Raw genomic sequence first — 24856 nt, 5'->3', positions numbered from 1 at the left:
ATGGGGAGGAAATAAAATGACTACGTCGACAGGAGTAGGAGAGCTCAACGATTTAGAAGAGCTACAGAAGCGATCTCATCCGATACGTGGAGTAGTGACTTTAATCGTAGGAGTAATTGGATTAATAATTGCCATTGGTTTATCAATTTCTTTTGGTGCTGCAGATATTTCATTGGGTACTGTTTGGACAGCAGTTACCCATTTTTCGCCAGAATTAACAACACATCAAATTATTCATGATATTCGCTTACCACGGGTACTAGGAGCAGCATTAGTCGGTGCAAGCTTTGCGGTAGCGGGTGCAATCATGCAGGGGATGACACGTAACCCTTTAGCTGACTCCGGATTATTAGGGTTGAACTCAGGAGCTGCCTTTATGTTGGCTGTGTGTTTTGCCTTTTTCCCTGGTCTACCTTATATGTATTTAATTTTATGGTCCTTTGTAGGTGCAGGTCTTGGTGTTGCCATCGTGTATGGTATTGGCTCACTTTCTAAAGGTGGCTTAACACCTATGCGACTAGTTTTAGCTGGTGCTGCTGTTAGTGCATTACTTGGAGCGCTAGGAGAAGGGGTTGCTCTTTATTTTCGTATTGGACAAGACCTCGCATTTTGGTATGCGGGCGGAGTTTCGGGCACAAAATGGAGTCATCTACAAATTTTATCTCCATGGATACTTGTTGCGATGATAGGAGCGCTTGTCCTATCGCGTTCCATCACGGTGCTGAGCTTAGGTGAAGAAATTGCAGTCGGTCTTGGGCAACGTACGGCTGTAGTAAAAATTTGGGGAATGATCATTGTTTTAGTTTTAGCAGGTGCAGCAGTATCTGTTGTCGGTGCAGTTGGTTTTGTAGGGTTAATTATCCCTCATTTAACGAGATACATAGTTGGTCATGATTATCGCTGGATCATCGCTTGTTCCTTGGTATATGGAGCATTGCTTGTTGTGTTAGCAGATTTAGTAGCACGTGTTATCAATCCACCTTATGAAACACCAATTGGTGCGCTCATAGCCTTTATCGGTGTCCCATTCTTCCTTTATTTAGCTCGTAAAGGAGGAAAAGAACTATGAATAACAGCTATTTAACACCAAGTCAACTGAAGGCGAAAAGGAAAAATTTCTCCATCCTTGCGACGCTCATTGTGTTAATCGTCATTACCTTTGTTATAAGTATGAATACAGGGGTTATTAAACTGACACCAATGGAAGTTCTTCGGACTCTTTTTGGTCAAGGTGACGCACAACAGCAGCTTATCTTATATGAATTCAGACTTCCAAGAATAGTGATTGCTGTATTAGTAGGTATGGGGTTAGCTATTTCAGGCGCTATTTTACAGGGCATTTCCAAAAATGCTTTAGCAGACCCAGGAATCTTAGGGATTAATGCTGGAGCAGGTCTTGCTGTCATGCTCTATGTGTCGTTTTTCCCAACTACGAAAGCAGCACCTGTTTATTTACTGCCGATACTGGCTTTTGTGGGGGCAGGTTTGACAGCTGTACTGATTTATTCACTTTCTTACCGACGTCATGAGGGTATTACACCAATGCGTTTAATTTTAACAGGGGTAGCTGTAGCAGCAGGGATTAGCTCGGCTATGATTGTGCTAACGCTACGTCTATCACCAGAGAATTATCAATTTGTAGCAATATGGCTTGCAGGTAGCATTTGGGGCTCAAATTGGAGATTTGTTCTGTCATTATTACCATGGTTAGTGATTTTATTGCCATTCGTTTATTCAAAATCACGTGTATTAAACGTATTGAATTTAGGTGAATTAACAGCAGTAGGACTAGGTGCCTCGATTGAAAAAGAGAGACGCTGGTTGTTGGCTGCTGCTGTTGGTTTGGCTGGAGCTAGTGTTTCTGTAAGTGGTGGTATTGGTTTCGTAGGACTTGTTGCGCCACACTTAGCGCGACAGCTTGTTGGGGCCAAACACCAGTTTTTATTGCCAACTGCAGCATTATTAGGAGGTTTTTTAGTGTTAATGGCTGATACAATCGGTCGTTCCATTTTAGAACCTTCAGAAATTCCAGCAGGGATTGTTGTAGCAGTTTTAGGAGCACCTTATTTCTTATATTTACTAGCACGATTAAAAGAATAAATGACGCTTTTTCCTTTGTGTATGAATAGTATTGCCATCAGGGGAAAGAATAGACGGTTATTAATACATCAGATTAGAAAGGAAATATCAGAAGAACTATATGATGTAACGATTGTTGTTGGTGGTCCAGCAGGGCAGTTAGATTAATAGCTGGCGCATTTACCGATGGATACTAGCGTTAAATAGTGCAAAACTATACACTTGGAGCAAGATGCATCGAAAGTAGCCTATGTATCAACACATAATATTCGCATCAAAGAACGAACTGAGTAAATGGGGATAGTAATATTTTTTACTTGAAAATGATAAAATGTCTATGCTATACTTCAAAAGTATGCAACGTGTACATATGTAGCTGACGTTCCACTTCGACACATATTTTGTAGTCGACATATTCGGGCTATGTAAGGTACAGTTCGATAATACTCTGTTCCAGATGGTTCAGGGCGAGAGGAGAAAACGAATATGAAACAAGGAATTCATCCAGACTACAAAGAAGCAACAGTAACTTGCTCTTGTGGGAACACTTTCAAAACTGGTTCAGTAAAAGAAAACATCGTTGTCGAGTTCTGCAACGAATGTCACCCATTCTACACTGGCCGTCAAAAATTCGCGTCTGCTGATGGTCGCGTGGATCGTTTCAACAAAAAATACGGTCTTAAAAACTAATGTTAGTTTAATACCTGCCAAGCATGCGCTTGGCAGGTATTTTTTTCAGTAAATAATACACGTTGATGCAAGTCTTTTCAAAATCCAGATAGACACAAAGAAAGGGAGAAGACAAAATGGCACAGCTATATTTTAAACATGGTGCAATGAATAGTGGGAAATCAATAGAAATTCTAAAAGTTGCCCATAATTATGAAGAACAACAGAAGCCTGTAATGATGTTTACTTCAGGTCTGGATACGCGTGATGAGGTGGGCTTTGTTTCCAGCCGAGTAGGTTTAAGACAACAAGCCATTCCTGTTTATGAAGATACAAATATTTATGAATTAGTGGAAAATAATGCTGTCAAACCGTACTGTGTGCTTGTGGATGAAGTTCAATTTTTAAAAAAGGCACATGTTTTACAGCTAGCTAACATTGTGGATCAATTGGACATTCCCGTTATGGGCTTTGGCTTAAAAAATGATTTTCAAAATGAGCTATTTGAAGGCAGCCAGTACATGCTTACATATGCAGATAAAATTGAAGAAATGAAAACAATTTGCTGGTTCTGTCATAAAAAAGCAACAATGAATTTGCGAGTAGATGAAAGTGGAAAGCCAGTTTACACAGGTGATCAAATTCAAATCGGTGGCAATGATTCGTATTACCCTGTTTGCCGAAAATGTCATGCACATCCACCACTTTAACGCTAAATAGCATGACACAGTGCTAAGAAAAAGTAGCATACATGTGAAAATTTCCTTATACTAAGTAGTGGAAATAAGAAATGAAAAAGCCATTACGCCTAAGCGTAATTTTGATGGAAGCTGCTTCTCTGTAAAAAGGAGCATCTTAAAAAACTAAATAGAGGTGAAATCCATGTTTGATCGATTACAGGCAGTGGAAGATCGTTATGAAAGGCTTACTGAGCTTTTGAGCGATCCGGATATTGTTAATGATAATAAGAAATTACGCGAATATTCTAAGGAACAATCAGATATCCAAGAGACCGTAGATACTTATCGTGAATATAAAAGTGTTAAAGAGCAGCTAGTAGATACGCGTGAAATGTTAGATAGCGAAAAAGATCCTGATATGCACGAAATGGTAAAGGAAGAATTTAACCTATTAAAAGCACAACAGGAAGAGCTAGAAGAGCGTTTACGTATTTTATTGATTCCGAAAGATCCGAATGATAATAAGAACGTTATTATGGAAATCCGTGGCGCAGCTGGCGGTGACGAGGCTAATATTTTTGCGGGTGACTTGTTCCGTATGTATTCTCGCTATGCAGAAACGCAAGGCTGGAAAATTGATATTATGGAAGCTACACCAAACCCAATGGGCGGCTATAAAGAGGTAATCTTTATGATTAATGGACAAGGGGCCTATTCAAAATTCAAATTTGAAAATGGTGCACACCGTGTTCAACGTGTCCCTGCCACAGAATCACAAGGCCGAATTCATACATCAACAGCAACAGTTGCTTGCTTACCTGAGGTTGAGGAAGTAGATGTTGAAATCCATGAAAAGGATATCCGTGTAGATACATTTGCGTCTTCTGGTGCAGGTGGTCAATCTGTAAATACAACGATGTCTGCTGTTCGTATGACCCATTTACCAACAGGTGTTGTAGTTTCGATGCAGGATGAACGTTCACAAATTAAAAACCGTGAAAAAGCAATGAAAATTCTTCGTGCTCGTGTTGCAGATATGTATATGCAGGAAGCGCAAAAAGAGATTGATGCTACACGTAAATCAGCTGTGGGATCTGGTGACCGATCAGAGCGAATTCGCACATACAATTATCCACAAAACCGTGTAACTGACCATCGTATCGGCTTAACGATTCAAAAGCTAGATCAAATCGTCGAAGGCAGACTAGATGAGATTATCGATGCTCTTATTTTAGAAGAACAAGCATCGAAGTTAGAGCGATTAAATGATGATTTATAAAAATGTGATGGAGGCCCTTGAGTGGGCTTCTTCTTTTTTAGTGGATAATGGTCGTGAACAAACAGCAGCGCGGATTGTTATGCAACATGTGCTTGGTACTAGTTATGGAGAGGTCATGTTACATTTGCAGGAGGAATTAACACCAGCACAGCAAAGGCAATTTAATGAGCTCATAAAAGAACATGCAAGTGGACGCCCTGTCCAATATTGTGTTGGGTGTGAGGAGTTTTATGGCCGTTCATTTTTAGTCGATGAATCTGTCTTAATACCGCGACCTGAAACAGAGGAATTGGTGCTTGGAACAATTAATCGACTACCGAAACTATTCACAACGCAAACTTTGAGGCTGGCTGATATCGGTACAGGTAGTGGGGCCATTGCTATTTCAATGAAGCTGGAATGTCCGCCATTAACAGTCATAGCTACCGATTTATCAGAAGCAGCATTAGCAACTGCCCAAAAAAATGCAAAGCAATTAGAGGCAGATATTGATTTTAGATTGGGAGATTTAGCCGCTCCACTTGCAGGAGAGAAATTTGATATTGTTTTATCGAACCCACCATATATCGCATTGGATGAGGCCCAAGAAATGTCAAGCGTTGTGCTAGAGCATGAGCCGCATAGTGCCCTCTTTGCAGAGGAAGATGGTCTTATTTTATATAGAAAATTAGCTGAACAATTACCAGCTTATATGAATAGACCAGGGTTAATTGGATTAGAAATCGGTTATACACAAGGAGAGAAAGTAGCCAAATTCTTTCAAGATAGTTTTCCACAGGCGACAGTTTCAGTAGAAAAAGATATTAATGGTAAACCTCGAATGATTTTTTGTGAGATACATGTATAAAGTTTCTGGATCTTGCCAACAATGTTGAGCAAGGAGGGATTTTTATGTTAAACGAATACAAGATTATTAGATTACCTAAACAAAATATATTTCTAGCTTTTGCTAGACTAGTATTAATTGCGATTGTTTTACAGTTATGTGTTTTATATATTCCATCATTAGTAGGTTTGGCGAAGGAATCTTCCGATGATGTGCAAGAAAAAGATTTTCGTATACGTGTTATTGCCAACAGTAATACTGCACAGGATCAGCTAGAGAAACAGCAGCTTGTCCAAGATTTAAAGCCGTACTTTCTACAAGTGAGTACCGCTGGATTTGCAGGGAATGAGCAAATTCTTTCGTTAAAACAACAAATTGAAGCTGAACTGAGCGAAAATTATCCACAATTGGATACACAGGTTGTTGTTGGGGATAACTTATTCCCGCCAAAAAGACAAGGTGCTGTACTTTATCCACAAAATGTCTATCAATCAATTGTTGTAAAGATCGGTGATGCACGTGGAGATAACTGGTGGTGCAGTATCTTCCCATCTATCTGTGAGCCTGATAAAGAAGAGGTAAAAGAAGAAGTAGAAGAAGAAAAAGAACAAGTTACATTTTTTATATGGGAATGGATTAAAGGACTTTTTGAATAAATTGTGCACAAATTCAGACAACTTATACACATTTTTTAATAAGTTATAAACAATATGTGGATAATTACGTTAAAACGAATAATGAAGGTAGGTATTAATCATGGAAACCGTTTGTAAGGTTGTGGACAGTAATGTGAATAGTCAGATTAATTATACACAAGCTGTGGATATCTTAAATGCAGGAGAGGTAGTCGCATTTCCGACAGAAACGGTTTATGGCTTAGGAGCAATTGCCACAAATGATCTGGCAGTTAAAAAGATATTTAAAGCAAAAGGTCGACCTTCAGATAATCCTTTAATTGTCCACGTTGGTACAAAAGAGGAAGTAGCGATCTATATCGACCATATTTCTGACATAGCTAAACAATGCATGGATTTATTTTGGCCAGGACCATTAACACTGGTGATGCCAGCAAAGCCAGATGTATTAGCTAAAAGTGTCACAGCTGGGTTATCAACAGTTGGCATTCGAATGCCTGATCATCCAGTAGCGCTCGCCTTACTACAACAGCTCCAAAAACCGCTTGCTGCACCGAGCGCTAATCGTAGTGGAAAGCCAAGTCCTACAGAAGCCGTTCATGTTTTAGATGATTTAGAAGGGTACATACCTTATATTTTAGATGGAGGTTCTACAGGCATAGGGCTTGAGTCTACTGTACTAGATGTGACACATGAACCTCCAGTAATTTTACGTCCAGGTGGCATTACGAAGGAAATGCTTGAGGCTAAGATTGGTCCAGTGATTCAACCAACTAAAATAGAACAGAAGCTAGACGCAACGCCTAAGGCACCGGGAATGAAATATACGCATTATGCACCAAATGCTCCCGTGTATTTAATAGACTGTGATGTTGAGAAAGTCAACGAAGCTGTTCTGCATTTACAGAGACAAGGACATAGTGTAGCACTACTTGCACCTGAGAACTTTGAAGAAATTAAAGTGGATTTTTTCTTCTCTATTGGTGAAGCAGGAAGTAAAGAAGAAATGGGTGCGGCCTTATATAATGCACTTAGAGCATGTGATAAAACTACCGCTACCGTAATATTAGCAACAACTACTTCAATAGAAGGAGTAGGTGCAGCTATTATGAATAGACTTGAAAAAGCCTCTGGAGGTAAATGGTATTCACTGTAAATAATAATAGAATCATTATAGACAAAAGGCATTGAACAACCACATGTTTTTTGTCTTTTTTTGTCCTATTAAAATGAAAAACAATAGTAAACAGTTATGATAATAATGTATTTTCGAGCATAAAATGATAAAATATTAGGGAGCGAAGGAGTGCGTTCTTGCAGGGAATTCTTGCAGGTATATTAACGTCTGTTGATGTGATTGGTCTATATGTTTTGCTGCCAAATGTTAGATATCGATTATTTTTATCATTATGGACGGCTACATTACATATGCTTTTTCCTTTATTAGGGTTTGAATTAGGAAGCTATTTAGTTCGATTTCTATTAGAATGGGGACAATGGATTTCAAGTATTTTATTATTTTGTATCGGGATGCATTTATTATTATTTTCTCACAGAGATGAAAAAGTAACGATTTCACCTGTACTTTTAGCAGTGACTGCAAGCCTAGACACCTTTTCAGTTAGTGTTTCTTTTGGTATGCTTAACTTAGAAAAAACGATTTTTATTATGAGTGCAGGCTTAAGTGCATTAATTTGTGCTTATGGGTCATTAGTTATAGCACGTAGGAGCCAAGTCTTTTTTGGCAATAAAATTCAAATCATTGCTGGCATTATATTTATAATCATGAGTATTCTAGCTATTCAACAATAGATAAAATTGGAGAGTGATAAGTGTGAAAATATTATTTGTTTGTACAGGCAATACTTGTCGCAGTCCGATGGCAGAAGCTATTTTAAAACATAAACAAATAAACAATGTAGAAGTGCGCTCAGCGGGTATTTATGCGATGCCTAATGCACAAATGTCAGCACATGCACAACAAGTGTTAAATGAAGCCCAAATGTCCCATCAACATTTTGCGACGCAATTATCACAAGCTGAAATGGCATGGGCAGACTTAGTTTTAACGATGACGACTGCTCACAAAGATACCGTCATTTCCAATTATCCAGAAGCTGAGCATAAAGTATTTACATTGAAAGAGTATACAAATGAGGGCAGTTTAGAAAATGTAGTGGATCCTTATGGTGGTAATAGAGCAATTTATGAAGCAACATTTGCAGAATTAAAAGAACTGGTTGATCAATTAATACAAAAACTAGAAAAGAATTGAGGGGTCCTATGAAAAAACAATTTGGTTTACGCCTAAAGTTGGTGTTATTTGTTAGTGTTCTTGCACTAATCACCTACAGTGTCAGTTTTATATTCATTGAGTTTTTACAACCTACCTTCTTCCCTGACACAAATCGAAAAGTTTTTGAAGTGATTACGTATGCGTTAGGCATCACTTGGTCAGGGATATTAGCTGCCTTTTTAAGTGTAATCCTCATCAAGCCGTTACAGCAGCTTGAACACTCAGCAACACTTGTGGCAGAAGGAAAAATAGGACAGGATGTACAAATGCCTAATACAAATGATGAGATTCGATCTGTTGCAGAGGCATTCCAACAAATGGTGTTAAACTTACGTCAAATGGTGGAAAGTATTGATCATAACTTCCAACAAACGAATCAATCGATTATCCAGCTTTCAGATGAAGCAGGAGTGGCGACAAGGAAGGCAGAAGGCATTGCGTCTACCGTAAAGCATATTTCTACAGGAGCAGAAGCATCTGCAACAGCTGTACAAGATACTGCTGAAGCAATTGAAGATGTAAGAACGCTTGCAACAGAGGTAAATAGTAGGGCAGAGGCATCAGCATCACAAACTAAAGAGATTCTACATAATTTATCGACAACAACAAAAGCCATCGAAACATTAGTGAATAGTATTCAACAAATTGCGACAGGCAATAATGAGGCATTAAAAAGCATTCATGCGCTAGAAGAGAACGCGGGACAGGTAGAACGTATAATTAGCTTAGTTGGTGACATTGCAGCACAAACCAATCTGTTGGCACTAAACGCCTCTATAGAAGCTGCCCGTGCTGGAGAGCATGGAAAGGGCTTTGCGGTAGTGGCTGAGGAAGTCCGTGGTTTGGCTGATGAAAGTGCAAAAGCAGTACAAGGGATTACAGCTTTAATTCAAACCATGCAGCAAAACGTAGAAGTAGTTGTGAAACAAATGAATGAACAAGTAGCCTTTGCTACAAAGGAAGCTGATCGAGTTTCTGAAACAACGACAGCAGTAGAAAATATGGCTTCTAATGTACATGAAATGGCATCATCAATTGTTGAGATTTCTTCTTTAATCGAACAGCAAATGCATAATATTGAAACGACAGCTCGACAATCCCAGGAAGTTGCTGCCATTGCAGAACAAACGTCAGCGGGTGCACAGGAAGTTCGTAGTGCTGCTGAAGAGCAAGCCTATGCAATTGAGCAAGTCGAGCATCTGGCTCAAAGTTTGAAAAAGCAATCGGAAGCATTGCATAAAATGATTCAACAATTTGATAGACAAGCATAGTCCTAAAGGTTATACATAAATCCATGAAAAATCGGATTTATGTATAACCTTTTTTATTAGAGGACAATTTATGTCCACTGTAAGTAAAAAGCTAAAAAAACTTCAGAAGATGGAATATTACAACAAAAGACCATTATCCGAACTTATTAACATGATATTCACATTATCCACAAAAATATAGGTTTAAAAGTGAATATTTTTATGTTAATATACAATTAATGTTCGTCTTTCAGGAAAAATCAGCGTAAAAATACAAGAAAAATCGTGTTATTCTTCAGAAAGAAGTGGTACACTAAGGTTGACTATAATTCGAAAAGAGGGAACCCAGTGAGAATAGCAATTTCTTCTGATCACGGAGGCAATAACTTACGTCGTGAGATTATGCAGCTATTAGATGAACTTCAAATTAGCTACGAAGATTTTGGTCCACAATCTGCGGATTCAGTAGACTATCCAGACTATGCAAAACCTGTATCTGAAGGTGTTGCGAACGGAGAATTTGATAAAGGCATTTTAATTTGTGGCACAGGAATTGGTATGTCCATAGCCGCTAATAAGGTCAAGGGCATACGCTGTGCATTAGTACACGATGTATTTAGTGCCAAGGCAACGCGTTGCCATAATGATTCGAATGTTTTAGCAATGGGTGAGCGTGTTATTGGCCCTGGTCTTGCACGTGAAATTGTACAAGCATGGCTAGAAACTGATTTTGAAGGTGGCCGCCATGCGCGCCGAATTGAAAAAATTACTGAACTAGAGCAATAGTAGTTTTGTTATTCCATCTATGGCATTCGTATAGGATGTCATAGATGGCGTGATTTTAATGGATATAGATGAAGGAGCTGAGCTTAATGGTTGTAAAACAAATACGAACACATTTGACTCAGTTACTCAGTGAATTTGAAGAGCAGGTAACGTTACGACCCCATACAATTTTTGTAGTAGGGTGCTCTACATCTGAAGTGATTGGTCAGAAAATTGGCACAGCGGGAGCGTTGGAGATAGCAGAAGCTATTTTTGAGCCGTTACAAGAATTTGCAGCAAAGCATCAATTGCTTTTAGCATTCCAAGGTTGTGAGCATATAAATCGCGCCATTACTATGGAAGCATCAACAGCTGAAAAATTTGGCTATGATCCAGTAGCGGTTGTCCCAGTACGTACGGCAGGCGGCTCAATGTCAGCATATGCCTATACGCAATTTGATAACCCAGTGATTGTTGAAACAATACAGGCACATGCAGGTATTGATATTGGACAAACATTAATCGGTATGCATTTGAAAGCAGTAGCTGTACCTGTTCGAACATCGGTAAAAATGGTAGGAGAAGCTGTTGTGACGATTGCAACAACACGTCCTAAGCTAATTGGCGGAGAACGTGCAGTATATAAATAATTACCACCCTATTTAGTGGTAGAGATGAATAACGATACTTTAGGAGGCTTTTTCAAACATGGCATATGAAAAATTAGCAGTACAAGACAAAGCAGTACTAGATGGAATTCTTGCAGAAAAAACACGTCAGCAAGCAAATATTGAATTGATTGCATCAGAAAACTTTGTATCCGAAGCAGTGATGGAAGCGCAAGGATCAGTACTGACAAATAAATACGCTGAAGGTTATCCTGGTAAACGCTATTATGGTGGCTGTGAGCATGTAGACGTAGTAGAAGACATTGCACGTGATCGTGTAAAAGAACTCTTCGGAGCAGAATATGCAAATGTGCAACCACACTCAGGTGCACAAGCAAACATGGCTGTTTACCATACGATTCTAGAACCAGGTGACACAGTTCTGGGTATGAACCTTTCGCATGGTGGTCACTTAACACATGGTTCTCCAGTAAACTTCTCTGGAATTCTATATAATTTTGTAGAGTATGGTGTAACACAAGATACACAAGTGATTGATTATGAAGATGTACGACAAAAGGCTTTAGAGCATAAACCGAAACTGATTGTTGCTGGTGCATCTGCTTATCCACGTGAAATTGACTTCTCTAAATTCCGTGAAATTGCAGACGAAGTTGGAGCCTATTTCATGGTGGATATGGCACACATTGCTGGACTTGTTGCTGCTGGCGAACATCAATCACCAGTGCCATATGCTGATTTTGTTACATCAACTACACATAAAACATTACGTGGACCACGTGGTGGTTTAATTCTTGCTTCAAAAGAATGGGAGCAAAAATTAAATAAATCTGTATTCCCAGGAATTCAAGGTGGCCCATTAATGCATGTTATCGCTGCAAAAGCTGTAGCATTTGGAGAAGCTTTACAACCAGAATTTAAAGACTATGCAAAACAAATTAAAGCTAATGCAAAGGCTTTAGCAGAAGTATTAATTGCTGAGGGTGTTGAAATTGTTTCTGGTGGTACAGATAACCATTTATTACTGCTAAATGTTAAATCTCTTGGTTTAACAGGTAAAGTAGCAGAGCACGCACTAGATGAAGTAGGTATTACAACAAATAAAAATACAATCCCTTACGATACTGAATCTCCATTTGTCACTTCTGGAATTCGTATTGGTACTCCAGCGGTCACTTCTCGTGGCTTTAAAGAGGAAGATATGAAAGAAGTAGGAGCAATTATAGCAGCTGTTCTTAAAAGCCCTGAAGATGAGGCAGTTAAAGTAGATGCAAAAGATCGTGTGAAGGCATTAACTGATAAGCATCCACTATATGTATAATCAATAGAATAATAGCTGTATTTAAGGTACAAAATTTACTTTAAATACAGCTTTTTATTTTGGGAATGGAGGATTAAACTGTAAAAAACATCTTTTTTCTAATAAAGTAGAATAATCCTCTTATTTTTGAATAAATTTACATAAAAACGGTATAAAGGGATATATTATAGTAGTCAGAGGACAGATAGTGTCCTAGAAAAGAAGTTTTTTTTAATAAAAGTGAAAATTTAATTAAATTTTATGTACAATGGAAATGAGATGAAGTGATAGAAAAGGAGGGGTTGGATGGTCACTAAATCGTTAAACACAGATTATGATGTATTATTAAACAGCATTCGCAAATTAGGTAATAATTCGAAAGAAAGCTACGTTATTTTTGATGCGACGAAGCATCATTACATAGTAGAGTGTAATGATTCTTTTTGTATGCTTACTAATGCTGCACGTTCACAAATTCTAAATACTGATTATTTTTCATGGCTATCAATGGACGAAAAAATGACAACCATTGAAATGATTAAAGAAAAAATACATAACGGCATAATGGTGCAGGCGAAGCTATATCATAACGGCATCGATAAACCTCCCTTTTGGGCAGAAATACAAGCATTACCTTTTTGCAATGATGCAAATATAACGCAATTTGTTTTAGTATTAGTGAAGGATGTTACATATTATCATACGGAAGACTTCTTAATGCGTTTAGAAAATGATATGTACAGGGCAATTGAGAAGGAGTTTACTTTTGAGCAAAAGATGAAGCTTATTTGTCAAGGCCTCGATGAATTTTTCATGCCAAATATTGCAAGTATGGTGCTTATAAAAACAGAAGTAAACCAATTACAAGTTTTCATAGGAGATAATCAAACAGAGAGCGTACCAAAATGTTGTACAAACAATGATTTCTTTAATAAGGTCATGCAATCAGAAACGTCTACTTTCATAGAAAATTTAGATGAAGTGAATATCCCTAAAGAACATAAGCAATATGCTTCGCTAGCTAAAAAGCCGCATGGATGGTTTATACCTATACGTAATCAACAGCGGCAAGTAATAGGTGTTTTCTCGATATTTAGCCAAAAAACACAAAGTGACCAAATGCTTAAAAATATGTTTCGAAAAATGGGTGCTCTTGTTGCATTGGCTTATTCATATGCAAGGACGCAGAAAAAAATTTGGGATTTAGCCTATACAGACATTACAACAGGTTTACCTAATCGTCACAGCTTTGTTAATACGATTGAAAGGGAAGTTCAACAGGGGCAAAGCGGCTTTATTAAAATATTAAAACCTAGTGAATTTCATCAAGTAGTTGAATTATATGGCCGTGAAATTGGTGATGAACTATTAAGACAACTTGCCAAACGTCTTGAGCAAGACAAGTCAGAAAGTAATGAGTATGTTGCTAGATTCACTAGCTCTAGTTTGATTATGACTACAATGTCACTTCATGAAGATTTGAATGATTATGAGATGAGAATAAAAGAAACGATTCGCCAGCCTTTTATTATAGGAGGAAAGCAAATCTATATTACATTAAAAACAGGTATTGCTTCCTATAATGATGACATAAATATTAATGATGCGATTCGTTTTGCAGATAATGCGTTATCCTTTGCAATCGATAGGCCAGGCACACATACTGAAATATTTACAACAGAGAAAAATGATGTGCTTGTACAGAAGATGACGGTTTTAAATCATTTGTCTGAAGCCATCAAAAATAAAGAAATAACAGTCCACTTACAGCCTAAAGTAGATTTACGCAATGGGGAAATTCAAAGTATTGAAGCACTTGCAAGATGGATTTCTCCAAAATTGGGTTTTGTTTCGCCGGCAGTCTTTATTCCAGTAGCTGAGAGTGCTGGTAAGGTTCGAGAAATTGATGTGCTTATTTTAGAGACGGTACTCTCATGGCTTTCAGAACGACAACGCCTGGGAAGGAAATTAGTGAAAATAGCTGTCAATATTTCACCTGACCATTTTTACTACACGCACTTTGTTCAGGATACACTGAAACTTGTGCGGAAGTATAATATTGACCCTAGCTATATTATCTTAGAGGTGACAGAAAATATTGGTTTAGTAGATTTCCAATCAGCCTATAAGATCATTCAAGAGCTGAAGAGCTATGGCTTTAAAACATCCGTAGATGATTTTGGAACAGGCTTTTCTTCATTAAGCTATTTACAACAACTACCGTTTGCTGAACTAAAGATTGATCGTAGCTTCATCAATGCTATTGAAGATCCAGCAACACTTGCTATTGTTCGCTCTATCATTCAGTTAGCATTAAATTTAGGGATGATTTCAGTGGCAGAGGGTATAGAGACAGAGGAACAGGTTGAGATTCTACGTGCGCTAGGATGCACAGTAGGACAAGGATACTTCTATTTCAAGCCAATGCCAATTGAACAATTAGATATAATCCTTGATCAATAACTTAGTTTTGACAAAAGAATAGATGATAAATGGAGTTGTCCTAAATTTATTTTTGAGGCGACTCCTTTTTTCTGTTATACTAGTTGAGATAAAAATGAATCCGAACGGTGAGGAGAGAATCCCTTTGAGCAAAGTCTATGTATTTGATCATCCACTAATCCAACACAAATTAACTTATATTCGCGACAAGAATACAGGAACAAAAGAATTTCGTGAGCTAGTAGACGAAGTGGCAACACTAATGGCATTTGAAATTACACGTGATATGCCAGTAGAGGAAATTGAAATTGAAACACCTGTAACAATTGCAAAAACAAAAGTACTTTCTGGTAAAAAACTTGCAATCGTACCGATTTTACGTGCAGGTATCGGTATGGTAGATGGCGTATTAAAGCTTATCCCTGCTGCAAAAGTTGGTCATATTGGTCTTTACCGTGATCCAGAAACATTAAAACCAGTTGAATATTACGCAAAACTTCCTGCAGATGTTGAAGAACGTGATTTCATCATTGTAGATCCAATGCTTGCAACTGGTGGTTCTGCAGTGGAGGCAATTCATTCACTGAAAAAACGTGGAGCTAAAAACATTAAATTCATGTGCTTAATCGCTGCACCAGAGGGTGTGAAAGCTATTCAAGAAGAACATTCGGATGTAGATATTTACATTGCTGCACTTGATGAAAAATTAAACGACCATGGTTATATTGTACCAGGCTTAGGTGATGCCGGAGACCGTCTATTCGGTACAAAATAAAAATCCATACATGAAATTTCCTCATTTAGGAAACTAATAATTTGTGAAAGCGTCCTTCAAATTGAAGGGCGTTTCATAGTATGTGTAGGTAAGTAATCCCTCATCAACAGGAGATTGATCTTACTATACAATAACAAAAAGGACGGTGCAGATCGTTTTGACAAAGAAATGGAAAGTAATGACGATTTTTGGTACAAGACCAGAAGCAATTAAAATGGCTCCTCTTGTTTTGGAGTTACAAAAGTATCCTAAGCAAATAGAATCTATTGTAACTGTAACAGCACAGCATCGCCAAATGCTCGATCAAGTATTAGAGACGTTTAGTATTACACCAAACTATGACTTAAATATAATGAAGGATCGCCAAACATTAATTGATGTAACGACAAACGCATTACAGGGTTTAGATAAAGTAATGAAGGAAGCACAACCAGATATCGTTTTGGTACATGGTGATACAGCAACGACTTTCATTGCAAGCCTCGCTGCGTTCTATAACCAAATTGCTATAGGACATGTAGAAGCGGGACTTCGAACATGGAACAAATATTCACCATATCCAGAGGAAATGAATCGCCAACTAACAGGCGTGATGGCAGATTTACATTTTGCGCCAACTGAAGTATCTAAAAAGAATCTTTTAGATGAGAACAAAAATCCAGCGACGATTTTTGTTACAGGTAATACAGCAATAGACGCATTAGCAACAACAGTCAGTGAACACTACACGCATCCTGTATTAGATAAAATTGGCGAGGATCGCATGATTTTATTAACGGCACATCGTCGCGAAAATCTTGGTGAACCAATGCGCCATATGTTTAAAGCGATCACTAGAATACTCGCAGAACATGAGGATGTTCAAGTAGTTTATCCAGTTCATATGAATCCGGCTGTAAGAGAAATTGCTAATGAAATTTTAGGGAATAATAAACGAGTGCATTTAATTGAGCCTCTTGAAGTATTTGATTTCCATAACTTTGCGGCAAATTCATATATGATCTTAACGGATTCAGGCGGTGTACAAGAAGAGGCACCTTCATTAGGGAAGCCAGTGCTTGTTCTTAGAGATACGACAGAACGTCCAGAGGGGATTGCAGCAGGAACATTAAAGCTAGCAGGAACAGAAGAGGAAACAATTTACGCCTTAGCAAAGGAATTACTAACAGATAATAATGCCTATGAAGCAATGGCTAAAGCATCAAATCCATATGGAGACGGACATGCATCTAAGCGTATTGTTGAAGCATTGCTAGGATTTTTGAAAAAAACTAATTAAAATACTATATTTTATATTAAAAATAAGTCTAATGTACCTGTTGAAATGGGTAAGCTAATTTACGAGCATAATCTTGTCGTAAATTAGCTTTTTTTATGCGTGAGAAGGTTGAGAAATTTTGAAACTATGAAATTTCATACACAAATTTGTCAACAATTTGACAAGAGTATAGAGGCTGTGAAGTTTTTCTCCTTTACCAATTGACTTCAAATATCACCTATTGTATGCTTACAAAGGGTAAGAATGATAAGGGTTTCTGTTCATAAATAGGACGTTGAAACACTTGTTATATCAACTTTCTACTAAATTGACAGTTCAAAATAAGACTGTCGATTTGCAACGTTTTGTGCGTTTCGGTTTTTACCGAGTCGGTAAGGGGTGTAAGTTATTTTTTTGGGCATTTACACCTGTAATTGAAATGACTCTCCCATTACTATTCCGCTGTGAGTAGTGCTTTTCACTGCTCTTTTCTGATTTCACATAGTGGTCAGCAAACGTTTTCATTACTCGAAAAAACGATTCAGGAGATTACAACCAATGCTAGATTTGCATCACATTTTTGCTGTGCAGAAGAGGGCGTTATTTTTTTTGCTTGCACTCTGCGCATTAGGCTGGGGATTTACCCCCTATCAAACTGTTTTTGCGGGCATCGCAGTCGGTGCATTCTTTGGTACGTATAATTTTTGGATTCTAGTTCGGCGTATGGAGAAGTTTGACAGATCCATTAGTGAAGGGAAGAAAATAGGCTCACTTGGTACAGCGCTTCGCTTTGGATCAGGTGTTGCGGCAGTCGCAATAGCCATTTCGTTGCCAAACTATTTTCACTTAATTAGCACGGTTATAGGGCTAATGATTCCGTACGTTTTTCTCTTTGTCGAGAGAATTGTGTCACATGTAAGGAACCGCTAATGTGCTTTAAATTAGAAAGAGAGGTGAAAAATAACAATGAATCATGAAGCTCCGTTACTAGAAGTCGGTTTTTTAACATTTAACTTATCGACAGTTATGATGTTACTAGTTGCAGCAATTATCGTATTTTTAATTGCCTTTATTTCAACTAGAAGCCTAAAGTTAAAACCTACTGGTATGCAAAACTTTATGGAATGGATTATGGATTTCGTTAAGAATATCATTAAAAGCAACATGGATTGGAAAACTGGTGGTCGATTCCACGTTCTAGGTATCACACTAATTATGTTTATCGCAGTATCTAACTTACTAGGTCTTCCTTTCTCAATTGTCTATGGGCATGAGCTATGGTGGAAATCACCAACAGCTGACCCTACAGTAACGATGACGTTAGCAGCAATGATATTAGTCTTAACGCATTTCTATGGTGTAAAAATGAAGGGTACAGGTCATTATGTAGGTACATTCTTCAAACCAATGTCATTCATGTTCCCACTTAAATTAGTAGAAGAATTTGCAAACACATTAACATTAGGTTTACGTCTTTACGGTAACATTTACGCGGGTGAGATTTTACTTGGCTTACTTGCAGGTTTAGCATCATCAGGTGCTGTGGGATTCATCGGGGCAATCGTTCCTATGATGGCATGGCAAGGTTTCTCAATTTTCATCGGCTTTATCCAAGCCTTTATCTTTACAATGTTAACAATGGTTTACATGGCTCATAAAGTGAGCGATGACCATTAATATAAAGCATATACCCTATGCTTGAACAACAAAAACAAACAATTCCAAGGAGGAAATTTTCAAATGACAGGTTCATTAGGTTTATTAGCAGCAGCAATCGCAATCGGTTTAGGTGCACTTGGTGCAGGTATTGGTAACGGTCTTATCGTATCAAAAACAGTAGAAGGTATCGCTCGCCAACCAGAAGCTCGTGGCGTTCTTCAAACTACAATGTTCATCGGGGTTGCATTAGTTGAGGCCCTACCGATCATCGCAGTAGTAGTAGCATTCATCGTAATGAACAAATAATTCAGTTGAACACTGAATTTTACTAGTGGCGAAGCAGGATTCTCCAGATGAAACTTCGCCCTTCATTTTGGAACGGATAAAAGCTATGTGTAAATATAGCTTTTTAAAATAGGTAGTTTTTTAGTCACTATATTATGTTGAAGTTAAAGCTCTTGAAGGGAGTGAAACAATCGTGTTTTTAGATAATCTTGTACTAGGTGCAGGCGGTGCTTCGTTAAATAGTGGAGATATCATCGCAACATTAGTTATTTTCATAGTATTAATGTTACTACTTAAGAAATTCGCTTGGGGTCCACTTATGGGCATTATGCAACAACGTGAAGAATTAGTAGCGAGTGAAATCGAAGCAGCTGAAAAAGCGCGCAAAGAATCGCACCAATTTTTAGAAGAACAAAAGAGCCTTCTTAAGGAAGCTCGTACAGAAGCACAATCGATTGTTGAGGGCGCTAAGAAGCAAGGCGAATTACAAAAAGAAGAAATTCTTACTGTAGCTCGTAATGAAGCAAACCGCTTAAAAGAATCGGCTTTACGTGAAATCGAGTCTGAAAAAGAAAAAGCTATTGCAGCTGTACGTGATGAAGTCGTTTCATTATCTGTACTTGCAGCATCTAAAGTCCTTAGCAAAGAGATTTCTGAGGCAGACAACCGTGCTCTAATTGAAGAGACGATTGCGAAGGCAGGGGAAGCTCGATGAGTAATTCAACTGTAGCAAAACGTTACGCTCAAGCGCTTTTTGAATTGGCGCAACAAAAAAATATTCTTACTGAAGTAGGAGCAGACTTAAGTGAACTAACAAAAGTAGTAAAAGAATCTCCTGATTTTTTAACGCTTTTAAATGCACCTAAGTTCTCCGTCGAACGAAAAAAACAAATGGTAGCTGACATCTTTAATGGTGCAACACCAGAAGTTTTACACACTGTTCAACTTCTAGTCGAGAAAAAACGTGTAAACGAGATGACACAAATTGCTAAGGCATATGCTGAACTTGCTGCGCAAGCACAAGGCACTGCAGATGCAACAGTATTTTCAACACGTGCACTTTCTGCAGAAGAAAGCGCTAATATTTCAGCAGCGTTCGCGAAACTTGTTGGAAAACAATCATTAAATATTACAAACGAAGTTGATCCATCTTTACTTGGTGGTATTCGTGTTCAAATCGGTAACCATATTTATGATAGCTCAGTAGCAAACAAACTAGAGCGTCTAAAACGTGAATTAATCGGTTAATAATTTAGAAATGTGAGAGGTGACATACATGGGCATCAAGGCTGAAGAAATCAGCAGTCTGATTAAACAACAGATTGAGAATTATGAATCTGAACTTAAAGTAAGCGAAGTTGGTACAGTTATCCGTATTGGTGACGGTATTGCTCTTGCTCATGGCCTCGACAACGCCATGGCTGGAGAACTACTAGAGTTCTCTAATGGTGTTATGGGTATGGCTCAAAACCTAGAAGAAGGTAACGTTGGTATCGTAATCTTAGGTCCATACACTGACATCAAAGAAGGCGATGAAGTTCGTCGTACAGGTCGTATCATGGAAGTACCAGTTGGTGAAGAACTAATTGGTCGTGTTGTAAACCCACTTGGACAACCAGTGGATGGACAAGGTCCTATCAACACTACAAAATCTCGTCCAATCGAAAGTCCTGCTTTCGGTGTAATGGCTCGTAAATCAGTACACGAACCACTACAAACTGGTATTAAAGCGATTGACGCATTAGTACCAATCGGTCGTGGTCAACGTGAGTTAATCATCGGTGACCGTCAAACTGGTAAAACATCTGTGGCTATCGATACAATTCTTAACCAAAATGACCAAAACATGATTTGTATCTACGTAGCAATCGGTCAAAAAGAATCTACTGTACGTGGTGTTGTAGAAACTCTTCGTAAACATGGCGCTTTAGATTACACAATCGTTGTGACAGCTTCTGCTTCTCAACCAGCTCCATTATTATTCTTAGCACCATTTGCTGGTGTATCTATGGCTGAAGAATTCATGTTACAAGGTAAACACGTATTAATCGTGTATGATGATCTTTCTAAACAAGCATCAGCTTACCGTGAACTTTCACTTCTTCTTCGCCGTCCTCCAGGTCGTGAAGCATATCCTGGTGACGTTTTCTACTTACACAGCCGCTTACTTGAACGTGCTGCGAAGTTAAATGAAACATATCAAAATGGTTCAATTACAGCTCTTCCATTCGTTGAGACACAAGCTGGGGATATCTCTGCATACATCCCAACTAACGTAATCTCAATCACTGATGGACAAATCTTCTTACAATCTGACTTATTCAACTCAGGTGTACGTCCAGCGATTAACGCCGGTCTTTCTGTATCACGTGTAGGTGGATCTGCTCAAATTAAAGCGATGAAAAAAGTTGCGGGTACACTACGTCTTGACTTAGCTGCATTCCGTGAGCTTGAATCATTTGCTCAATTTGGTTCAGATTTAGATAAAGTAACACTTGCTAAACTTGAGCGTGGTAAACGTACGGTTGAAGTTCTTAAACAAGACCTTAACAAACCACTAAAAGTTGAAAAACAAGTTGCGATCCTTTACGCATTAACTAAAGGTCATTTAGATGATATTCCAGTACAAGATATCGTTCGCTTCGAATCAGAATTCTTAAGCTGGTTAGATTCAAACCACACAAACGTTTTAGATCATGTTCGTACTACTAAAGAGCTTGCTCCTGATGCGGATTATGAAGCAGCAATCAATGCATTCAAAAAAACTTTCGCTAAATCAGAATAAGTTCTAGCTAGTCACTTGATTAAAAAACAGAAGGTGGTGAAATACCAGTGGTAAACTTACGCGAAATTAAAGGTCGTATTACTTCAACAAAGAGTACGAAGCAAATTACAAAAGCTATGCAGATGGTTTCTTCTTCTAAGTTACGTCGTGCAGAGCAAAATGCTAAAGCTTACGTTCCTTACATGGAAAAAATTCAGGACGTAGTAGGCGCGATCGCTTCAGGCACAAAAGACAGCGGACATCCAATGTTAACTGCTCGTCCTGTTAAGAAAACGGCTTACTTAGTCATTGGTTCTGACCGTGGTCTTGCAGGTGCTTACAACTCAAGTATCCTACGTCAAGTACAACGTACAATTAACGAGCGTCATAAATCAAAAGACGAATACGTTATTTTAGCAGTAGGTCGTGTTGTTCGTGACTACTTTGTGAAACGTGATCATAATGTCATCAGTAATGTTGTCGGTCTACCTGACCAACCGACATTTGCTGATATAAAAGAAATCGCTCGTAATGCTGTTGGTATGTTCATTGATGGTACGTATGACGAACTTTATATGTACTATAATCACTTTGTCAGCGCTATTGCTAGCGAAGTGACAGAGAAAAAACTTCTTCCATTAACAGATATTGCCCCTGCAAGCGGTACTGCTTCTTATGAATTCGAGCCATCTGGTGAAGCAATTCTAGAAGTTTTACTTCCACAATATGCGGAAAGCTTAGTTTATGGCGCATTATTAGATGGAAAAGCAAGTGAACATGCTTCTCGTATGACGGCTATGAAAAATGCAACAGATAATGCAACTGATCTTATTTCAGACCTTTCTTTGCAATATAACCGTGCACGTCAAGCGGCGATTACACAAGAAATTACAGAAATCGTTGGTGGAGCTGCAGCCTTAGAATAGGCAAGCAGCTTCCCAATGTCGTATAAGAATACGATAGGAGGGTACACAGTAATGAATAAAGGACATGTTATTCAAGTAATGGGTCCAGTTGTTGACGTTAAATTCGACAATGGCCAATTACCAGCAATCTATAACGCTTTAACTGTTAAGATTGAACGTCCTAATGAAGAACCAACAATTCTTGCATTAGAAGTTGCGCTTCATTTAGGTGATGATTCTGTTCGTACAATTGCGATGTCATCTACTGATGGCTTACAACGTGGAGCAGAAGTAACAGACTTAGGAAAAGCTATCTCAGTACCAGTTGGTGAAGTTACACTAGGTCGTGTATTCAACGTACTTGGAGAAGTAATTGACTTAGGTGAAGAGATTCCAGCAGACGCACGTCGTGATTCAATTCACCGTGAAGCACCAACTTTCGAGAATCTTTCAACTACAGTTGAAATTCTTGAAACAGGTATCAAAGTAGTAGACTTACTTGCACCATATATCAAAGGTGGTAAAATCGGTCTATTCGGTGGTGCCGGTGTAGGTAAAACTGTATTAATCCAAGAATTAATCAACAATATCGCACAAGAGCACTCTGGTATCTCTGTATTCGCTGGTGTAGGTGAGCGTACTCGTGAAGGGAACGACTTATTCTTCGAAATGAGCGATTCAGGCGTTATCAAGCAAACAGCGATGGTATTCGGTCAAATGAACGAGCCACCTGGTGCACGTATGCGTGTAGCTTTAACTGGTCTTACAATGGCGGAATACTTCCGTGATGAGCAAGGCCAAGACGTACTTTTATTCATCGACAATATCTTCCGTTTCACACAAGCAGGTTCTGAGGTTTCTGCCCTATTAGGTCGTATGCCTTCTGCGGTAGGTTACCAACCAACACTTGCTACTGAAATGGGTAAACTACAAGAGCGTATCACATCTACGAACAAAGGATCTGTAACTTCTATTCAAGCGATTTATGTACCAGCCGATGACTATACTGACCCGGCTCCAGCTACAACTTTCGCCCACTTAGATGCAACAACTAACCTTGAGCGTAAATTATCTGAAATGGGTATCTATCCAGCGGTTGACCCATTAGCTTCGACTTCTCGTGCATTATCACCTGAAATCGTAGGCGCTGAGCACTACGCAATTGCTACTGGTGTGCAACGTACAATCCAACGTTACCGTGAATTACAAGATATCATTGCAATCTTAGGTATGGATGAATTATCTGATGAAGATAAACAAACAGTAGAACGTGCTCGTCGTATTCAATTCTTCTTATCACAAAACTTCCACGTTGCGGAACAATTCACTGGTCAAAAAGGTTCTTATGTACCTGTAAAAGAAACTGTTCGTTCATTCAAGGAAATCCTTGATGGCAAATGGGATCACCTACCAGAAGATGCTTTCCGTCTAGTTGGTTCAATTGATGAAGTAGTTGAAAAAGCGAAAAGCATGGGCGTAGAGGTTTAATACTAGGGACGAGGAGGAAAAAATATGAAGACAGTTCTAGTCAATATTGTCACTCCCGACGGCCCAGTATACGATTCTGAAGTATCAATGGTAATCGCTAAAACAACTTCAGGAGAAATCGGTGTTCTTGCAGGCCATATTCCAATGGTTGCTCCACTTGCAATTGGTGCAGTGAAGCTTAAAAAAGAAAACGGTTCGACTGATATTGTTGCTGTAAGCGGTGGTTTCATTGAAGTTCGTCCAGAAAAAATCTCAATTTTAGCGCCGTCTGCTGAAATTGCTGAAAACATCGATGTTCAACGTGCTAAAGAAGCCGTTAAACGTGCTGAAGGACGTCTTCAAAGTAAACAAGACAACATTGATTTCAAACGTGCTGACCTAGCATTAAAACGTGCGTTGAATCGTATCAACGTTCATGAGGGTAATATCTAATTCATTTTTAACGGGCAGATATCGCATCTGCCCGTTTTTTAAGGTGAATAAACAGATTGTGATTGTAGGAGAAACGGAGGATGCCGCATGGAAATATATGAAGCGATAGGGCAAGAAGCTTTATTGGGAATTTTATCTCATCTATTTTTTATTGCTATTACTTTTTACGCATTACAAGCTTTTATGATCGAAAAACTATTTAAAAAGAATCGAGTTTTTCAAATTCAGCTCATTTATATATTACTTAGTATTGCGATAGGCTCAGCAGTATCTAATTTCTTTCTTCAAATCTCTAGCTGGTCAGGCAAACTTCCTTATTTATTTTAAAGAATTCGTTTCTCTTTTAAATAAATTCATATGTCTACATGCTTCAAAGGACTTTATAATACCCTTTGTGTGGCCCTTTGAACTATGTAAAAAGACTGATCAACACTGGATAC

General features: G+C 38.4%; 27 protein-coding genes. All 27 read left to right on the top strand.

The genetic code is table 11. The annotated features are described in order from the left end of the window. Nucleotides 1-16: 16 nt before the first annotated feature. The 27 genes from V1L66_RS19820 to V1L66_RS19690 all read left to right on the top strand — a co-directional run bounded on the left by V1L66_RS19820 (nt 17) and on the right by V1L66_RS19690 (nt 24743). Nucleotides 17-1069: an iron ABC transporter permease gene (locus V1L66_RS19820; RefSeq protein ID WP_036076079.1), complete on the top strand. Its 1053-nt coding sequence runs from the start codon at nt 17-19 to the stop codon at nt 1067-1069. Continuing rightward, on the top strand, nt 1066-2100 hold the full coding sequence (locus V1L66_RS19815) for an iron ABC transporter permease (protein WP_036076080.1): 1035 nt from the start codon (nt 1066-1068) through the stop codon (nt 2098-2100). Before V1L66_RS19820 ends, V1L66_RS19815 begins: the two co-directional genes overlap by 4 nt. A gap of 465 nt (nt 2101-2565) precedes the next feature. Further along, nucleotides 2566-2769, top strand: a complete 204-nt coding sequence (gene rpmE / locus V1L66_RS19810; protein WP_004269457.1) for a 50S ribosomal protein L31 — start codon at nt 2566-2568, stop codon at nt 2767-2769. A gap of 116 nt (nt 2770-2885) precedes the next feature. Further along, nucleotides 2886-3458 (top strand): thymidine kinase, encoded by a 573-nt coding sequence (locus V1L66_RS19805; protein WP_016992744.1) that lies wholly within the window; start codon nt 2886-2888, stop codon nt 3456-3458. 172 nt (nt 3459-3630) lie between these two features. Beyond that, nucleotides 3631-4707, top strand: coding sequence for a peptide chain release factor 1 (prfA, locus tag V1L66_RS19800; RefSeq protein WP_016992745.1), 1077 nt, complete (start codon nt 3631-3633; stop codon nt 4705-4707). Beyond that, nucleotides 4694-5554, top strand: a complete 861-nt coding sequence (prmC, locus tag V1L66_RS19795) for a peptide chain release factor N(5)-glutamine methyltransferase (protein WP_312123847.1) — start codon at nt 4694-4696, stop codon at nt 5552-5554. The genes prfA and prmC overlap by 14 nt, the downstream gene beginning before the upstream one ends. 44 nt (nt 5555-5598) lie before the next feature. Further along, on the top strand, nt 5599-6189 hold the full coding sequence (locus V1L66_RS19790; RefSeq protein WP_016992747.1) for a stage II sporulation protein R: 591 nt from the start codon (nt 5599-5601) through the stop codon (nt 6187-6189). A 100-nt stretch (nt 6190-6289) separates the two neighbouring features. Next, the gene (locus tag V1L66_RS19785) at nt 6290-7324 is read left to right on the top strand and encodes an L-threonylcarbamoyladenylate synthase (protein WP_333006230.1); all 1035 of its coding nucleotides are present in this window, start codon (nt 6290-6292) and stop codon (nt 7322-7324) included. A 158-nt stretch (nt 7325-7482) separates the two neighbouring features. After that, entirely contained in the window at nt 7483-7980 is a 498-nt protein-coding gene (locus V1L66_RS19780; RefSeq protein WP_333006229.1) for a manganese efflux pump, read from the top strand. Between the two features lie 22 nt (nt 7981-8002). Continuing rightward, nucleotides 8003-8443 (top strand): low molecular weight protein arginine phosphatase, encoded by a 441-nt coding sequence (locus V1L66_RS19775; protein ID WP_054548714.1) that lies wholly within the window; start codon nt 8003-8005, stop codon nt 8441-8443. 8 nt (nt 8444-8451) lie between these two features. Further along, the gene (locus V1L66_RS19770) at nt 8452-9735 is read left to right on the top strand and encodes a HAMP domain-containing methyl-accepting chemotaxis protein (RefSeq protein WP_333006226.1); all 1284 of its coding nucleotides are present in this window, start codon (nt 8452-8454) and stop codon (nt 9733-9735) included. Nucleotides 9736-10062: 327 nt separating this feature from the next. Continuing rightward, on the top strand, nt 10063-10500 hold the full coding sequence (gene rpiB / locus V1L66_RS19765) for a ribose 5-phosphate isomerase B (RefSeq protein WP_036076084.1): 438 nt from the start codon (nt 10063-10065) through the stop codon (nt 10498-10500). A gap of 86 nt (nt 10501-10586) precedes the next feature. Beyond that, entirely contained in the window at nt 10587-11129 is a 543-nt protein-coding gene (locus tag V1L66_RS19760; RefSeq protein WP_016992753.1) for a TIGR01440 family protein, read from the top strand. A gap of 58 nt (nt 11130-11187) precedes the next feature. Continuing rightward, on the top strand, nt 11188-12429 hold the full coding sequence (gene glyA, locus V1L66_RS19755) for a serine hydroxymethyltransferase (protein ID WP_319839908.1): 1242 nt from the start codon (nt 11188-11190) through the stop codon (nt 12427-12429). 285 nt (nt 12430-12714) lie between these two features. Beyond that, the gene (locus V1L66_RS19750; RefSeq protein WP_333006225.1) at nt 12715-14871 is read left to right on the top strand and encodes an EAL domain-containing protein; all 2157 of its coding nucleotides are present in this window, start codon (nt 12715-12717) and stop codon (nt 14869-14871) included. 124 nt (nt 14872-14995) lie between these two features. Beyond that, nucleotides 14996-15625 (top strand): uracil phosphoribosyltransferase, encoded by a 630-nt coding sequence (gene upp / locus V1L66_RS19745; protein WP_004269470.1) that lies wholly within the window; start codon nt 14996-14998, stop codon nt 15623-15625. 157 nt (nt 15626-15782) lie between these two features. Then, nucleotides 15783-16904 (top strand): non-hydrolyzing UDP-N-acetylglucosamine 2-epimerase, encoded by a 1122-nt coding sequence (wecB, locus tag V1L66_RS19740; protein ID WP_333006224.1) that lies wholly within the window; start codon nt 15783-15785, stop codon nt 16902-16904. 537 nt (nt 16905-17441) lie between these two features. Continuing rightward, nucleotides 17442-17813: an ATP synthase subunit I gene (locus V1L66_RS19735; protein ID WP_004269472.1), complete on the top strand. Its 372-nt coding sequence runs from the start codon at nt 17442-17444 to the stop codon at nt 17811-17813. 36 nt (nt 17814-17849) lie between these two features. Beyond that, the gene (gene atpB / locus V1L66_RS19730; RefSeq protein ID WP_016992758.1) at nt 17850-18560 is read left to right on the top strand and encodes a F0F1 ATP synthase subunit A; all 711 of its coding nucleotides are present in this window, start codon (nt 17850-17852) and stop codon (nt 18558-18560) included. Nucleotides 18561-18623: 63 nt separating this feature from the next. Further along, the gene (atpE, locus tag V1L66_RS19725; protein ID WP_004269474.1) at nt 18624-18848 is read left to right on the top strand and encodes a F0F1 ATP synthase subunit C; all 225 of its coding nucleotides are present in this window, start codon (nt 18624-18626) and stop codon (nt 18846-18848) included. Nucleotides 18849-19020: 172 nt separating this feature from the next. Continuing rightward, nucleotides 19021-19542 carry a F0F1 ATP synthase subunit B gene (gene atpF / locus V1L66_RS19720; protein ID WP_016992759.1) on the top strand — a complete coding sequence of 174 codons (522 nt, stop codon included), beginning with the start codon at nt 19021-19023 and terminating at the stop codon, nt 19540-19542. Next, on the top strand, nt 19539-20075 hold the full coding sequence (locus V1L66_RS19715) for a F0F1 ATP synthase subunit delta (RefSeq protein ID WP_036076089.1): 537 nt from the start codon (nt 19539-19541) through the stop codon (nt 20073-20075). Before atpF ends, V1L66_RS19715 begins: the two co-directional genes overlap by 4 nt. A gap of 28 nt (nt 20076-20103) precedes the next feature. Further along, on the top strand, nt 20104-21612 hold the full coding sequence (atpA, locus tag V1L66_RS19710; RefSeq protein ID WP_004269477.1) for a F0F1 ATP synthase subunit alpha: 1509 nt from the start codon (nt 20104-20106) through the stop codon (nt 21610-21612). 47 nt (nt 21613-21659) lie between these two features. Beyond that, on the top strand, nt 21660-22517 hold the full coding sequence (atpG, locus tag V1L66_RS19705; RefSeq protein WP_004269478.1) for an ATP synthase F1 subunit gamma: 858 nt from the start codon (nt 21660-21662) through the stop codon (nt 22515-22517). Between the two features lie 51 nt (nt 22518-22568). Beyond that, nucleotides 22569-23984: a F0F1 ATP synthase subunit beta gene (gene atpD, locus V1L66_RS19700; protein ID WP_004269479.1), complete on the top strand. Its 1416-nt coding sequence runs from the start codon at nt 22569-22571 to the stop codon at nt 23982-23984. Between the two features lie 24 nt (nt 23985-24008). After that, nucleotides 24009-24416, top strand: a complete 408-nt coding sequence (locus V1L66_RS19695; protein WP_016992762.1) for a F0F1 ATP synthase subunit epsilon — start codon at nt 24009-24011, stop codon at nt 24414-24416. Nucleotides 24417-24503: 87 nt separating this feature from the next. After that, nucleotides 24504-24743 (top strand): DUF1146 family protein, encoded by a 240-nt coding sequence (locus tag V1L66_RS19690; protein ID WP_004269481.1) that lies wholly within the window; start codon nt 24504-24506, stop codon nt 24741-24743. Nucleotides 24744-24856 lie beyond the last annotated feature (113 nt).

It is taken from the genome of Lysinibacillus sp. IITD104 (assembly GCF_036698265.2).
GTDB lineage: Bacteria > Bacillota > Bacilli > Bacillales_A > Planococcaceae > Lysinibacillus > Lysinibacillus boronitolerans.
The sequence above is the reverse complement of the archived record's forward strand: the minus strand, read 5'-3'. Positions and strand labels throughout refer to the sequence as shown.